The following is a 15,176-nucleotide window of genomic DNA, read 5'->3' on the forward strand; positions in this document are numbered from 1 at the left end:
TGCCGCAAATCGCTGTGTAGTACCGGATGAGGGGCATCCATCGATGACCGAGGTGCTGGCTGGTCGGCCCGCGGACTCGGCCGTCGCGGCGGGCTATCGGTCGATCGCGATGGCGGTGCTGGCGGAATCGACCGCTGGCATCCGGTGGCGGTTGTGTGTCGATGAAACCTGGTGCACGGTAACGCCGCCGAGGCATCGGCCCCGGGCGCAAGGCTGGAAGTTGCACGTCTCCGCCACCCCGGTGTCCGCGCCGGAAGTGCTGGCCAACGCGGCGCGGGTGCTCGCGGCGCACGAGTGCGCTTTCAAATTCGCCGCGACCCCGCGAATCATCGCCGAGCTCAACGGGGTTCGGGCCGACCGAGCGCAGTCGGGCAAGTTCCTCACCGTGTACCCGGTCGACGACGATCAGCTGCGGATTCTCGCGGAGCAACTGCACGAGGCCACCGTCGGACTTGCCGGACCGGCGATCCTGTCCGATCGCCGCTATCGTCCGGATAGCCTGGTGCACTACCGATTCGGGTGTTTCGCGGGCCCGAGCGACCTGGACGACACGGGCTTCTACGAGGGGCAACTGCGCGCACCGGACGGCACCTCGACGGCCGACGCGCGGAACCCGTGGTTCTCGTCGCCATCCTGGGCCAGCCCGCCGTTCGCCCCGCCGGCGAAGATCGGTCCGAGCCGCAAGCGGGGCGACCCCGTACTCATCGCGGGCCGCTACCTCGTCACCGCGGCGATCCGGCATTCCAATCGCGGTGGCGTCTACCGTGCCCGCGACCAGCACACCGGCGACCACGTGCTGCTCAAGGAGGCTCGACCGCACATCGCGGCGGACCCGACCGGGCAGGATGCCAGAGACCGGCTGCGGCATGAGGCAGCGATCCTGCGGCGGCTCGGCCCCACCGGGATCACCCCCGCACTGCGCGATGTCGTGACGGTCGCCGGGCACGTGTTCCTCGTCGAGGATCTGATCGAGGGCACCAGCCTGCAACGCTGGCCCGCCGGGCGCGAGCCGCAGGTCCCGGTGGCCGAGGTGTGGCAACTGGCCCGCGAGCTCACCCAGCGGATCGCCACGGTGCACGAAATGGGTTACGTGCTGCGCGACCTCGCGCCGAGCAATGTCATGGTGACGCCGGACAACATCCCGGTGCTCATCGATATGGAATGCACGGTGCGCACCGATCAGTCGGCGTATATCGCGGGCACACCAGGTTTCGGCGCGCCGGAATACTTCGGTGCGACCGGGCGCGACACCGCTGAGCCGCTGCCCGCGCCCGGTCCGGAAGTCGATTGCTTCAGCCTCGGGGCGACCCTCCTGTTCGTCGCCGCCGGTATCAACCCGGTGCTGGCGGCCGACGCACGGCCGACCGGTGCGCGCCTCGCGGCGATCGTCGAGGCCGCCGCGCCGACCTCGCCCGTGCTGCGCGCGCTCGCCCCGCTGATCCTGGGCCTCACCGCTGAGGTTCCGCACCGTTGGTCGCTGGCCCGCGCTGCCGCGTTCCTACGATCCGATCCTGTTGCAGGACAAGCACTTCCTGGTCCGGAACTGCCCGCAGAGAAGATCGATCGCCTGCTATGCGACGGACTGACCTACCTGATCGACACGATGACCCCGCACAGCGGGTACCTGTGGCCGCGACCTCCAGCGCTGCCGCCGGGAGATCCGTGCAACGTGCAACTGGGCGCGGCAGGCGTGCTCGCCGTGTTGGACCGCGCGGTGCGCTCCGGAAAGCACTGGGTGACACCGGCATTGGCGACCGCAGCCGACTGGCTCGACCAGCGACTCACCAAGCCGAGCCGCATCCTGCCCGGACTGTATTTCGGACGCTCGGGCACCGTCTGGGCATTGCACTCCGCCGCAGCGACTTTGGGCGATGCCGCATTGGCCGAACGCGCACTGGACTACGCGCTGCGCATTCCGCTCGACTGGTCCAACCCCGACATCTGCCACGGCCTGGCCGGTGCGGGCCTGGCGCAACTCCAACTCTGGCGGGTCAGCGGCGATCAGCGGTTCGCCGAACGAGCCACGGAGTGCGCCGACCGCCTGGTCCAACTCACCAAAGCGGCTGACCGCCGGGTGGATTGGCTGGCCGGTGCGCAGTTCCGCGACGAACTCGCAGGCTCGGAGTCCTACGGTTTCGGCCACGGTGTCGCGGGCAATGCGGCGTTCCTGCTCGCCGCGGGCCGAGACCTGCACCAGCCCGACCTGATCGAGATCGCGATCGGCGGCGGCCACGCGCTCTGCGCCGTGGCCGAACTCGACGGTGACGGCGCGCGCTGGCCGAAGGGGCCGGGCAAGACCGACACGCCCGACCTGAACTTCTGGTGCAACGGCACCTCCGGCATCGGTACCTTCCTCATCCGACTCTGGCAGGTGACCGGGGAACCGCGGTTCCGCGAGTTCGCCGAACGGGCCGGGCGCACGGTGTACCGGGACCGCTGGCGGCTCGCGACGGGGACCTGCCACGGCATCGCGGGCAACGCCGAATTACTGCTCGACCTCGCCGCAGCGACCGGGCAGCCCCGCTACCGGCAGTGGGCGGCGGAGATCGCCACCTGCCTGTACGTCCGGGCCACCGAACGCGACGGCAGGCTCCTCGTCCCCGACGACACGATGCGTGCGGTGTGCGCGAGTTACAACGTCGGGCTCGCCGGCGTCCTGGACTTCCTGCTGCGCCTTGAACATGGCGGATCCCGTTCCTGGTTGGTCGACAATCGACCGACCGGCGATGGCCCACCGTGAGAAAAAGAACACCGAGAATCGCAGAGAAGGAGGCGAATCGTGGAAGCCGACGTCTTGGAGTTACAGGACCTGCCGGAAACCGAAGAGCAGCCGATGGAGCCGCAGATGTGCTGCCGCAGCCATTACCGCAGCTTCGTATGGGCCGACAGTTACAACTCGACCCCCGAATAGGGTGTTGCTGCCGTGTGGGAGAACAGTAACCACTCCTGCACGGCAGCCACCGAACCGCGCACGGTGTGCTCTATGCCCAGTTCCGGGGCGCTTAATTGGGCTCTATCCCAACCTTAAGCTTGCTGTTAAGTAGATCCGGACGCATCGGATGCTCGTCGATGTGGTGTGCGTTAGGCTCGAAATCGCGCCGCGTTATCACATGATCTCCCCGCCATTTTCGATCTTCCCCGAATTACTTCGCGAAGAAACGCGGGCAGTGGCTCGCTGGTATTGCGGCGTGCTCGCCGTCGAACCGGAGATGAGGAGCTTTTCGTGCGTGGATTCATTATCCGGCTGTCCGTGGCCGGTCTGAGCGTGCTAGCGCTCACCGTTCTATCGGCCGCCACCGCCATCGCCGACCAGCCCGCGCCCGGCGAGGGGTCTGTCGTGCCACCGCCGCCGGGCGCGAACAACTGGTCCTGCCGTCCGAGTGCCGCGCATCCGCGCCCAGTTGTGCTGGTACACGGCACCTTCGAGAATCGGCTGGACAACTGGTTCGCCATGTCCCCGAGACTCGCGGCCGCGGGCTACTGCGTCTACGCGCTCGATTTCGGTCGCGGCCTCGGCGGCACAGTGTCCGGCATCGGCCCGATGCGCGCCTCCGCCCAAGAGATCTCGGATTTCGTCGACCGAGTTCTCACGACCACCGGCGCACAGCAGGTCGATATCGTCGGCCATTCCCAAGGCGGCGTACTGCCCCGGTACTACGTGAAGAACCTCGGCGGTGCCGACAAGGTGCACACCCTCGTCGGCCTCGCCCCCGACAACCACGGCACCACCTGGGGTTTGATCGGCCTCCCGATCACCCTGATCCCACCGGCAACCGACCTGCTGTGCCCGTCCTGCCGGGAACAGCTGCCCACCTCGGAGCTCATCACCCAGCTGAACGCCGGTGGCGAAACACAACCCGGCATCCACTACACCGTCATCGTGTCCAAGTTCGACGAGTTCGCCACGCCTTACACCACCGGCTTCCTCGCCGGCCCCGACGTCGACAACATCACCCTCCAAGACGTCTGCCCCACAAACCTTTCCGAGCACATGGCGATAACCTCCGACCCCACCACCATCCAATTGGTCCTCAACGCCCTGGATCCCGACCACCGCTCCCCCGTCCCGTGCGGCCTCGGCGCCGGATCGGTACAGACGAGATAGACCCGTGCATTCAGAACGGAATGAAATTCTCCGCGCGGTTCAATAGGAACGGTGACCCGGGCGTGATCGGCTGCCAGCCTTGTGCCAGCGCCATCCGGATGCTCTCGGCAACGTGCGCCGGGCGAACCGGAGCGAATCGGGCGCTCACCCAGTTGCTCGGGTGAGCGTGGCCGGTCGCGACAACCAGTGTCGCGCCGGGATACTCGGCATGCTCGACGGCGTAGGTGCACGGGGAAGCCGCGAGGCCTTGACTGTAGGTGGGCCGACCACGCAGTCGCCACCGGTAGGTCGTCCCATCGACGACGATCCGACGTGTCCCCTTGCTACGCAGCGTCACCAAGCCTCCTCATGCCTGCACAGTAGTCGGCCTTCGACCCCTGAGCGACGGCATTTCGGCTCGAGTACGTCAACGACATTCGGCTTCGAAGCGTGCTGCACGGGAGAGGTTGCCGCCGTAGGGGATTCGACGATCGGCTATCACATCCCACACCGCGATAGCCGATCGTGTATCGAAATCCGTTGACTAGCCCGGGATCTGGAAGTCGGCTTTGAAGCGCGGGCCCGGCGGGAGGCCGCGCAGCACCGCGCTGATCCAGGCCACCGCGGGCGGCCACCCTGCCACCGCGTTGACGACGTGCTCGGGCAGCGGCACGGTGAAGAACCGCAGATCCGCCCCGCGGTTCCAGTAGTCGTTCACCACGGGCAGCACCGCGGACGCGGGAATCAGCTCATCCCAGATGCCGTGGAACCAGAAGATCGGACTGTCCGGAATGTGCTGGCCCAGGCTCTGTTCCTGGAGCACCTGCATCACGCCGGGCGCGGTCTCCAAGCTCAGGCCGGGCTGGAAGTAGTCGCTGATCGGCCGGTACATGCCGGACAGCGCGATCGTGTACACGCAGCGGCTTTGCATGTCCTGCAGGATGGCCTGGCCCTCCTTGGTCAGCAGCTTCGTCGCGTCGAACACCTCCGGGAATTCGCGGGACAATCCGGCGAACCCGAGCCACATCGTGAAATTGCTGATGCCGGTGAGTCCCGGTCGCTGCTCGGTCGCGTAGCGGGCCTGCAAGCGCAGGTCACCAGGCGTGCCACCGAACGCGGTACCCAGCAATCGCACGTCCGGCGCGTAACTTTCGCGCATCTCGGCCGCCCGGATCGACCCGGAGCCACCACCCGAATAGCCGTACAGTGCGATACCGGAATCCGAAAGCCCCAGCGTCGCATCGTTTTTCATGGCCCGCAGGCTGTCCAACACCATCTTGCCCTCGTCGAAGGTGTTGAACGTGTTGAACTTGCCGTCGAAGTCGGGCACGTTGATCGCGAAACCCTGTGCCAGCCAACCCGTCGCCAGCGCGGCCTCTTTCATGGTGCCGACCTGCAACGTGTACGACGGATTGCACGCCGAGTTCGTCGAGTCGATCGCCTCCTGGAACGACACCACCGGCCGCGCGCTACCCGTCCAGGGAATCCCCGGCGTGATCACCGACGTCGCGGTGGCGATCGGGTTGTCGTGAATGTCGTTGCTGCGGAACAACAATTGCTTGGTGTCCACCGGGAACGGAATGCCGAGAATACGGGTCTGCACGCTGCGCGTACGAATGATCTGCCCGGGTGCGTACGACGCCAGATCCGCCGGATCCGCGTACCACGGGTCTTCGGCGGGCACCGGGATCGGCAACAGATCGTAGATCTGCGGTTCAGCGGGCAACTGCGGCAACTGATTCTGATCCGGCGGGAACGTCGGATACGGATCACCCACCGCGACGCCGGCGCTGGACACGGCAAGGCAGAGCGCCGCCAATGGCACCGCTACCCATGTGAATCTCTCCCCGAACATGCACCCTCGTCTCGTCACGTGTGACCGGCAAACCGAACTCGAGTCAGTACACTCCGGTGCGCGTCCGTCTCGCTATCGACAAACAAACAGAGTCCCCGCCGCGGCAGTTGTGCACATCCATAGGGCCCGGAGCCGCTCGCCCATGACTCGGTCCACGAAATCAGGCCGAGAAGCCCTTCGATTCCAAGAGTTGCGCGGTTCGCGCCGCCGACAATGTCATCGCCTCCGTCGGGCGCTGCGGGTCGTATCCGGTGAGTTCGGCTATCCGCGCCAACCGATAGGTAATCGTATTGCGGTGCACGAACAATAGCCGCGCCGCGGCATTCTGATTGCACTCGTTCGCGAAGAAAACGCCGAGCGTCTCCGCCAATACCGGTTGATCCGCGAGCGGCGCCAGCACCGAGGCCAACTCGGTGCGCACCGACGCGTCGACCGCCACCGCGTACTCCATCCGCAGATCCGGGCGACGGCAAATGATTTCACTGCGGGTGAGGCAGCGACCGAGCTCCGCGACCACCCTGGCCTCCGCGAGAGCGGCCGGAATGGCCGCACGGGTCGGCGCGGGCGAGACGCCGATCCACAGCAATGGCGCTGTCTCCCTGGCGAACCCGGGCGCCAACCGTGCCGACAGCTGCTCGATCACCGCCGCATTGTCCCCGCCCGGATCGATCGGAATCAGCGCGGTCCAGCCACGAATATCGCGGCGCAGGAACGCGCCGGGCAGATCGTGGATCCGATGCCGCAGATCGGTGAGCGTGCCGGGGCCCGGGTCACCGGGACGAATCACCGTGACCACGAACGCGTCCGCGACCGGCACCGCCGGATCACCCATCCAATCGACCGGATCACGCCCGGCCAGTAGGGCGTCGACGATTCCGCGCCTGCGTTCCAGCTCGTCCCACGGCCGCCGCCGGGCATCCTCGACGCAGGCGACCGCGATGCGCGCCGTCATCAGCGAGAGGTACTCCGACAACGGGCGGCCGATCTCGGCCAGCGCCGCCCGACCGGCCGGCGACGCCGTGGTCGGCAGCTGCGACCAGAGGAAGTCGACGGCGGTCCGATAGTTGCGCAGCACCTCGTCGAGCGGCATTCCGTCGTGCACCAGCGAGACCGCGCGTTCGACCAGCGGCCGGGTATCGTCCTCGGACGGCTCGTTACCGTCGAGCCAGAACTGGAAGAACAGCCGCACATTCAGCTCGGCGGCCGGGACGAAGTCCGCGTCGACCAGCGAGCTCGGCAGCCCCTCGTACACCGGCGATTGCGTGGAGAACCCGTCGACCAGCGCGATCGCATCCGCGAGCAGCCGCTCGATGGTGCCGGACCGGCGGGTCGTGCGGTCGAACGCGGCAACGGTGCCCGCTCTGGTCACGGCAACTCCCAACGACGATGTCTGGTACCGCCCGGCAGACGCGGTTCAATTAACCCGGTACCGCCGGTAACGAGAATTTAGCAGACCTGTCGCCGCCGTCGAGCGGATTCACCACCACCGTCTGGGCCGGTGCCGCCGGGCGTCACCACCACCGTCGGCGCCGGGTACTGTCGGGCGTCACCGCCCCGGCCACCGCCTGCCGCAGCGCCTCGGCGAACCGCGGATCCACCGCGGCCGCGGCGCTCAGTGAACGTTCGGCTGCCGCGCGGGCCCGCGACGAGACCTCGCCGGTCCGTGCCTCGGCGATCAACCGCCCAATCGTCGGATCGGCACCGAGCTTGCCGACCACCACATTCCACACCCGATCCACCGCGAGGTCGAGGGCCTGATCGGTGAGGCCGTTGACGCGCATCCCGGCCCGGCGCACCCGGCCCAACGACCAGGCGACGAGCATCTCGATGACGACATCCATCCCTATCGGCCGCCCTTGTCGTCGCCGTGCGGTGTCCGGTCCGAACGGTTGCGCCGATAGCCGCCCTCGGCGCAGAAACTGGCGGCGCCCCAGACGATCGTCGCGACGATCACCAGGCCGACCAGGATGACCAGCAGATCCATCGAAAGTCACACTCCCCGTAGTGGTCTACCCATGCAGTCATGGTCGCCGCCGCGAGCCGAGCTGGGTATCCGCTGAACGTTCGACAGGGTCGGGCTCGGCGGCGAAACCTGGACAGTTGACCTACCCGGCTTCCGGCGTTTCGAGCGAACGGTGATCATCGGGCACACGGACGCGGACTGGCACAGCGCGGCAGCCGCGATACTCCGGTGGGAGATCAAGCGGCGCCGCTATTCCCGCGTAATGGCGCGCTGACCGGCTGTTCGATTGCCGTGCCGCAGTAGCTGACCCGGCGGCATTCGACCGCAGATTTCCCGCATCCAGGGCGGTCAACCACTGATTTCCAGCTAAAACCATGTTTGACGCCGCTACAACAGGGGAATTGCCCGGCTGTAGCTGATCGACCGTGCCATTACGCGGGCGGGAATACACTACGAATACAGGAGCGCAACGCTGATATCGCCAACCGACAGTCCGAGTTCGATCAGGACGGGATAACAGCCGGAATCAGCCTTTACCCGGGGCAATACACCGGGAGTTTCGGGCAAGCGCGACCCTCACCACCGATCACGTCCAGGTCGAAGGCATAGCGGCGGACCGGCCGCGCTTTGTCGGCTCGCGCATCGCACTGACGAATCGAGGAGATCATGCCTGAAATGTTGGATACCCATCGAGGAAAGAACCGGCGCCGCACGTCTCTCACGGTCAACGTGCTCGCCCTACTCGCTTCGGGGCTACTGGCCGGGACCGCGGCTCCGGCGGTAGCCGACCCGTCCGCGGACGCGGTCAATGCGATCGACGCGCACTACGCCGAGTTCGGCGGCTCGGGATCATTCCTCGGCGCACCGCTCGGCCCGGCCACCGATGTCGCCGGTGGTGCCGAACGCGCCTACCAGGGCGGTGTCATCTACTACTCGCCGAACACCGGAGCCAAGGCGATGTACGGCGAAATCCTCGTCAAGTACAAGTCGCTGGGCGGACCGAGCGGCCCGCTGAGCTTCCCCACCAACGATGAGTCCGGCGCGGGCGACGGCGTCGGCCGATACAACGACTTCGCCGAGCCCGGCGGAGCAGCGATCTACTGGAAGCCCGAAACGGGCGCCTGGACCCTCAAGGGCAAGGTGCTCGACGCATGGCGCGAAAGCGGCGGCGTCGCCGGGCCTTTCGGTTACCCGCGCTCGGACATGACCGTCGATGACGGCGTCGCGACGGCCAACTTCGAGGGTCCCGGCGGCACCGAGATCAAGTGGTCGGAGAACAACGGGCTGGCCACCCAGCCGCCGGAGCTAGCCGCGTCCCTACCGGGATTCCGCGCGGACGCACCTGACGTCGCGGTACCGAACCCGGTCCCGAACCCCGACATCGAGGGGACGACCGACTCCGACGGGTCCGGCATCAACCGCTGGTGGGGCATCCCCATCGGTTTGGCCATCACCGCCGTCGTCGCCGGACTGCTCGCCATGCTCGGCAGGCGCCGGCCGGACACCACCACGACCACGCGCGGCGCCCCCACCCCCGGGACATCGGCAACGGCGGCGGCAGCGGGTCGACAAGGATTCACACCGTCGCGCACCGACGCGACAGCCGCCGGACAGCGCGGTACCGCGAATGTCTCAGGGGCACATGACATGCACCGCGACGCACCCACTACGCGCCGCTAGACCGGTAACACTCCACCAGGGAAAGGAACGACAATGGAATGGTTGTTGGGTGTACTAGGTGGTCTGGTCGGCGGGAACATGGCCGGCGCGGGTAAAGGCTTGGGCCCCGTCGGCAATACCGCCGCGGGCGCCGTCGGTGGCGGTGTCACCGGCGCGATCATCCAGGCGGCAACCGGCTCGGGCCTGGATCTCGGACAGGTCATCGGGCAGGTCGCGGGCGGCGGTGTCGTCGGTGCCGTGCTGACCGCGGTGCTGGCGATGTTCGCGAAGAATCGGCAGACCACCGACCGGGTGGCCCGCTGATCTCGTTGTGACAGCAGAATTCCCGGCGGTGCGGCCTCTTTCCGAGGTGGCACTGCCGGGAATTCGTATGGCGGAGAACGTTACTCGTGCACGTGTTGCATCCGGTCGAACTCCTCCTTGGTCATCTCCTCCGGCGACTGCTCCGGGAGCCGCCGGGTTTCGACGGTGTCCTGACCGACGTTGCCACCGTCGTAAACCACTGAGGCCCAATTGTTCTGGGCCTGCAGCGAGGTGTAGTTCCGGTCGTTGTTGACGCTGGTCCGCACGCCGGAGGTCTGGATGCTGCCGTTGCAGTTCCAGTCGATCGGCTGGTCCGCCGCACCGGTCCGCTTGCGGGTGTTGTCCGGGCAGAAGTACACCGTCCGCCAGCCCGCGGCCACCGGCCCGAGGCCCTGCCGCTCCTGCAGCGAGCTTTCGTTCAGCGCAGGCGGATTCACGCCCGAGTAGCCGAAGTTCGAGGTGCCGTCGGTCTTGGGCACGCCCGAGAACTGGAAGCTGTAGTTCATCACGCTGAGGTAGTTCGGCTTGTAGTTGACGTGGTCGACGCCACCGTGTTTCAGGCCGAGATTGTGCCCCAGTTCGTGGATGAACGTGCCGACGTTGCCGTCGTCACCGGGATTCCAATTGCACTTCGGGCCGAGCGAGACCACGAAGGTGTCCGCCGGGATACCCAGCGAAATGCCGCTGCTGCAGCCGCCGTTGTAGGAATCCGCCCAGATCATGTAGTGGAACACCCGAGCACGCACTGCGGCGAAGTTGCTGCGCTTGATCGCCGCGACCTGGCTGTCCACCGGGGACAGATCGTTGTCGTAGGGCACCTGGTTGCCGCCGCCGAGATCGTAGGCGGTGCCCCTGGCGTTGCCGGCGTCCAGGTGAATGGAGATCCCGTTGCGGCCGTCGGGGTTGGTGACCGGCGCGTTGGCGAAGACCGCGACGACTCGATCCAGGGCCGCGGTGGTCGGCAGGCGCCCGTTCATGTAGTCCATCTCGACGAAGATGTCCTTGTGATTCGGATTCGCGCCCATCTTGGGCAGGTCCACGTCGATCGTGCCGTCGCCGTTGGCGTCGTAGCCGTTCTTCTCCCAGGTATCGGGCAATCCGTCACCGTCGGTGTCGACCGCCGCGGCGTCCGGTTGGGCAGCCACGGTGGCCGGGGTGAGGACCGTCCCCAGTCCGGCTAGCAGCGCGAGGCAAGCAATGAAAGTTCTTCTGTAAGGCGACACCTCGAACTCCTTCCGGATCGTTCGCTGGGGACGATCCTGTAATCCGGCCGATCCGAATTGCGATGGGTTATCTAGCCACCCGAAAATGTTTTTCGGATGGTTGTGCTGCGCGGGCTATTTCCAATCCACCTGCGGGGAGCGGTAGAAGTTGATGCCCTGCGCGGTCCAGATCGGGCCCTGCTTGGCAAGCCGCGCCCGATACTTGTCCCAGTTGTGTGTCGCCGCGGGCGACCAGCCGATCTCGGCGATGCCCGAAAGCCTGGGGAACGCCATGTACTCGATGTCGGCGCTGGTCCGCAGGGTCTCCGACCACAGCGGCGCCTCCACACCGGCCAGCTGGTTCTCCGTAACGCCGGGCAGGAAGGTGGCCGGATCCCAGTCGTAGGAATCCTTCACCTCGACCAGGCCCGCCCACTGCAGACCGAGCTTGGTGTCCTTGTTGTACTTCATATCCAGGTACGCCTTGTTGGCAGGCGACATCAGGATCTTGTTGCCGCGCTTGGCCGCTGCCGCGACATCGGCGTTGCTCCTGGCGGGATCCCAGTACTGCGGGACGGCCGAGGTCGGCGGGTTGGTCACCACGATGTTGTGCCAGCCCTGCGCCTTCTTGTCGTAGGTGGCCAGCATCGGGGTGACCTTGTCGAAGAAGGTCTTGTAGTCGGCGTCGGAGGTGGCGTGCGCCTCGTCACCGCCGATGTGGATGTACTTGCCGGGGGTCATCGCCGCGACCTCGCGGATGACATCCTCGACGAACTTGTAGGTGATGGGCAGGCCGATGCACAGCGAGCTGTAGCCGACCTCGATATCGGTGCGCGGCGGCACCGGCTTACCGTCGCAGTTCAATTCGCCGTACGACGCCTGCGCGGCATTGGTGTGGCCCGGCATATCGATCTCCGGGATCACCGTGATGTGGCGCGACGCCGCGTAATTCACGATGTCCTTGTACTGCTCCTGCGTGTAATAGCCGCCCGGGTCACCACCCACCGCGGTTTGGCCGCCGATCTCGGCCAGCCGGGGCCAGCTCTTGATCTCGATGCGCCAGCCCTGATCGTCGGTCAGGTGCAGGTGCAGGGTGTTGATTTTGTACTGGGCGATCTGGTCGATGTAGCGCTTCACCTGATCCGGCTTGAAGAAATGCCGGGCCACGTCGAGCATCGCGCCACGCTGACGGAAACGCGGGTAGTCGAGCACTTTTCCACCCGAGACCGTCCAATCCCGTTTCTGCACAGTCGTTTTGTTGATATCCGCCGGGAACAGCTGGCGCAGCGACTGCACGCCGCCGAACAGCCCGTCGGTGGTGTTGGCCTTCAGCTTGACCCCGTTTTTGGTCACGTGCAGCTGATAGCCCTGATCACCGACGCGGGAACCGGCGTCGCCGAGTTCCAGGGTGATCGCGGACTTCTTGCCGAGGTCATATCGATCGACCACCGGTACTGGAAAACCCGTGGCGGGCCGGAGCAGACCGGCCAGGTAGTTCCCGACATCCTTGGCCTGATGTTCGGCGCGGATCACGGTCTCGGCGGTCAACGTGAAGTTCGAGCCGGGGTCCGGCCTGGCTTCGACGGGGACCGGCACGATATCGGTGACACCGCGTTCTGTTGCTTGTGGATTGTCGGCGGCGTTACCTGCCGAGCCGGGCATGACGAGCGTGGTCAAAGCCACGACTGCGCCGAATGCAAAGGGATATAGGAACTTCCGCATAGCGTACCTCCGGTACAACTCGAGGGGGCACACAGAAGTATGGAGCAGCGTGCAAGATCTGAGTGGGGACCTTCCCAACTGGGGATATAGGCCGAATTACCATTCAATGAACACTTGATCCGGAGTGGCGGACAGCTCGTCGGCCGATAATTTCCCCACTTCTACTGGGGAGCTCCGGGTGGCTTTTTCGTGCCATGATTCACCCCGGTTGTTCGGACATCGGCGGTAGGACATTTTCGTGCCCGGCAACGACTTCCGTCGATTACGGACGATCGGAACTCGCGGCGGCGGTACCGCAGGCACCGCCGCGCTCGACCTCCCGAGGGATTGGTGCGCCGATGCGAATATCTGGACCAACTGCCGTGTCCGCGCTGGTATTGACCGGGTTGGTGCTGTCGGGGTCGGCCGCGCACACCACGCCACGCACCCCCGACGGACTGCTCGCCTCGTCCATCGGCACTGCCGATCCGGGGACCGATCAATCGATCGTCATCGGGCCGGAACCCACTCAGCAGCAACTGATCACGCCGCCGCTCGATGAGGAATCGCTGGTCGACGGCAACGTCCCGCTGCACAACGTCGACCTGCCCAACGTGCCGACGCGCGGCATCCCTGAGGTCGCCCTCGCCGCCTACCGCAACGCCGAACTCAGTTTGCAGTCGTCGACGCCCAACTGCGGGATGTCGTGGCATCTGCTGGCCGGCATCGGCAAAATCGAATCCAACCACGCGGGCAACGGGCGCACCGACGCCGAAGGCACCACCCGCGGCATCATCTACGGTCCCGCACTGGACGGCACGTTGCCCGGCAACGAAATCATCCCGGCCGCCGACGGTGGTTACGTGCGCGCCGTCGGCCCGATGCAATTCCTGCCCGGCACCTGGGCGATCTACGCGGCCGACGGCAACGGTGATCGAAACACCGATCCCAACAACATCTTCGACGCCGTGCTCGGCGCGGGCAAATACCTGTGCTCCGGTGATTTGGATATGCGCGATCAGAAGCAAGAACTCCGCGCGGTGTTGCGCTACAACAATTCCCTCGAGTACGCGTCCAAGGTGCTCAGCTGGTCCAACGCCTACAAGACCGGCGGTGCACCCGCCCAGGGCGAGCTCGCCCCCATCCCGGACAGCACCCCCGACGGTGGTATGCCCGAAGGTGCCGGGTCGAGCATGAGCGTCGGGGAGACCGTAGTTGCCGATCCCGCTGCGCCACCGGAAGAATCGCCCGTACCCGAAGCGACAACCGATCCCCCACCCTCGGACGCACCGGACACCACTGCCACAACTGATCCCCAAACGCCTAGGGCCACACTGCAACTGAAGATCCGGGTAACGATCAACATCCCCGGACGAGCCCCCATCCCTTGCGGTGTCTTCTGCCCGACCCCGACCCTCCCGAAGGTGCCCACTATCCCGGTGCCGACCAGCCCCCAGCCACGTCCCACCACCCAAACCACGACGCCTACAACAACTCCCAGCACAACCACTCCGACAACCACCTCGCCGACCACCCGTCCGACTCCCGCCACGTCGGCGCAGCCCACCACCCGGCAGCCGGTCGCTCCACCGCCAGCGGCCACCGAGCGAAAGCCTTCCCCCACAACAACAACCGCCCCGCCCAAGCCGACAACGCAGGCTCCGCCGAAATCACCGGCACCTCAACAGTCCGCTCCCCCACCGCCACCGAATCAACAACAAGCCACGCCCCCGCCAACCACGCCGAAGCAACAGCCCGCCGCGCCTGCCACTCCCGCGCCTCAGCAACCCGCCACACCGGCACCTCAGCAACAGCCAGTCGCCCCGCCCCCGCCGCAGCAACCCGCCGCCCCCGCTCCTTCGCAACCAACCACTACACAACCAGCCGCCCCGGCACCTCCACCACAACCAGCCGCACCGCCCGCGCCCAAACCTCAACCAACCACGACGGTCCCAGTAACACCCGTCTCCAAACAACCAGCCCCTCCTGCGGCCCCCAAAACCCAGCCGGTCCCACCCGCCGCTCCATCCACCAAGCAACCCCCTGCCAGCCAGAAGCCACCCGCCCCGGCTCCCGTGGCGCCAACCACCACCCTCCGGCCACCCACGCCCCAGCCCTGACTCACGCCCTGATCGGCCCGCTACAGATCCCCGTCAAACCGGCGTGACCCGGGCCTACTTGGTTGCTGACCGATGATCATCGGAGCCGTCAGCCGCCTCCCATCACCTCGGCACACTCGCACCCCGAGAACGCCAACACCACGGGACATGACGGCGCCTCCACTCGCACTTCCCCGCCACGATATCCCCGCCGCTCATACCCGGCTGAGCGGGCGATATGCGAGGGCGCACGCGCTGAGCGACCACCACCAACACCCACGCCAATCCG

General features: G+C 66.4%; 13 protein-coding genes and 1 pseudogene. 7 read left to right on the top strand and 7 right to left on the bottom strand.

All coding sequences use genetic code 11. From position 1 onward, the window contains the following. Window positions 1–43: 43 nt before the first annotated feature. The 3 genes from lanL to IBX18_RS29275 all read left to right on the top strand — a co-directional run bounded on the left by lanL (window position 44) and on the right by IBX18_RS29275 (window position 4,105). Window positions 44–2,740, top strand: a complete 2,697-nt coding sequence (gene lanL / locus IBX18_RS29270) for a class IV lanthionine synthetase LanL (protein WP_228541975.1) — start codon at window positions 44–46, stop codon at window positions 2,738–2,740. 39 nt (window positions 2,741–2,779) lie between these two features. Then, entirely contained in the window at window positions 2,780–2,911 is a 132-nt protein-coding gene (locus IBX18_RS42845) for a hypothetical protein (protein ID WP_255528117.1), read from the top strand. 312 nt (window positions 2,912–3,223) lie between these two features. Further along, window positions 3,224–4,105 (top strand): triacylglycerol lipase, encoded by an 882-nt coding sequence (locus IBX18_RS29275; protein WP_194836724.1) that lies wholly within the window; start codon window positions 3,224–3,226, stop codon window positions 4,103–4,105. 10 nt (window positions 4,106–4,115) lie between these two features. On the opposite strand, the gene IBX18_RS29280 is transcribed toward IBX18_RS29275, so the two are convergent. From IBX18_RS29280 to IBX18_RS29300, 5 genes are all read right to left on the bottom strand, one after another. Then, complete coding sequence (locus tag IBX18_RS29280) at window positions 4,116–4,442, bottom strand: hypothetical protein (protein WP_194836725.1); 327 nt, start codon at window positions 4,440–4,442, stop codon at window positions 4,116–4,118. A gap of 186 nt (window positions 4,443–4,628) precedes the next feature. Then, a complete protein-coding gene (locus IBX18_RS29285) occupies window positions 4,629–5,939 on the bottom strand; it encodes a lipase family protein (RefSeq protein WP_194836726.1) in 1,311 nt (436 codons plus the stop codon). Window positions 5,940–6,099: 160 nt separating this feature from the next. Beyond that, window positions 6,100–7,308: a CdaR family transcriptional regulator gene (locus IBX18_RS43220; RefSeq protein WP_194836727.1), complete on the bottom strand. Its 1,209-nt coding sequence runs from the start codon at window positions 7,306–7,308 to the stop codon at window positions 6,100–6,102. Window positions 7,309–7,450: 142 nt separating this feature from the next. Continuing rightward, window positions 7,451–7,780 (bottom strand): hypothetical protein, encoded by a 330-nt coding sequence (locus tag IBX18_RS29295; protein ID WP_194836728.1) that lies wholly within the window; start codon window positions 7,778–7,780, stop codon window positions 7,451–7,453. A gap of 2 nt (window positions 7,781–7,782) precedes the next feature. Further along, window positions 7,783–7,923: a hypothetical protein gene (locus IBX18_RS29300; protein ID WP_194836729.1), complete on the bottom strand. Its 141-nt coding sequence runs from the start codon at window positions 7,921–7,923 to the stop codon at window positions 7,783–7,785. A 136-nt stretch (window positions 7,924–8,059) separates the two neighbouring features. Here IBX18_RS29300 and IBX18_RS43495 point away from each other — a divergent pair. The 3 genes and pseudogenes from IBX18_RS43495 to IBX18_RS29315 form a co-directional block, all read left to right on the top strand. After that, a pseudogene (locus IBX18_RS43495) lies at window positions 8,060–8,176 on the top strand (DUF1990 domain-containing protein); the annotation flags it as partial. A 392-nt stretch (window positions 8,177–8,568) separates the two neighbouring features. Next, window positions 8,569–9,582 carry an LGFP repeat-containing protein gene (locus tag IBX18_RS29310; protein WP_194836731.1) on the top strand — a complete coding sequence of 338 codons (1,014 nt, stop codon included), beginning with the start codon at window positions 8,569–8,571 and terminating at the stop codon, window positions 9,580–9,582. A gap of 33 nt (window positions 9,583–9,615) precedes the next feature. Further along, entirely contained in the window at window positions 9,616–9,885 is a 270-nt protein-coding gene (locus IBX18_RS29315) for a hypothetical protein (RefSeq protein WP_107655622.1), read from the top strand. A gap of 80 nt (window positions 9,886–9,965) precedes the next feature. On the opposite strand, the gene IBX18_RS29320 is transcribed toward IBX18_RS29315, so the two are convergent. Beyond that, entirely contained in the window at window positions 9,966–11,108 is a 1,143-nt protein-coding gene (locus IBX18_RS29320) for a hypothetical protein (RefSeq protein ID WP_306796463.1), read from the bottom strand. Between the two features lie 114 nt (window positions 11,109–11,222). Next, entirely contained in the window at window positions 11,223–12,770 is a 1,548-nt protein-coding gene (locus IBX18_RS29325; protein WP_306796464.1) for a beta-N-acetylhexosaminidase, read from the bottom strand. 401 nt (window positions 12,771–13,171) lie between these two features. On the opposite strand from IBX18_RS29325, the gene IBX18_RS43500 reads away from it, so the two are divergent. After that, a complete protein-coding gene (locus tag IBX18_RS43500) occupies window positions 13,172–14,908 on the top strand; it encodes a lytic transglycosylase domain-containing protein (RefSeq protein WP_373889239.1) in 1,737 nt (578 codons plus the stop codon). The last annotated feature ends 268 nt before the right edge of the window (window positions 14,909–15,176 follow it).

Source organism: Nocardia sp. XZ_19_369 (assembly GCF_015355715.1).
GTDB lineage: Bacteria > Actinomycetota > Actinomycetes > Mycobacteriales > Mycobacteriaceae > Nocardia.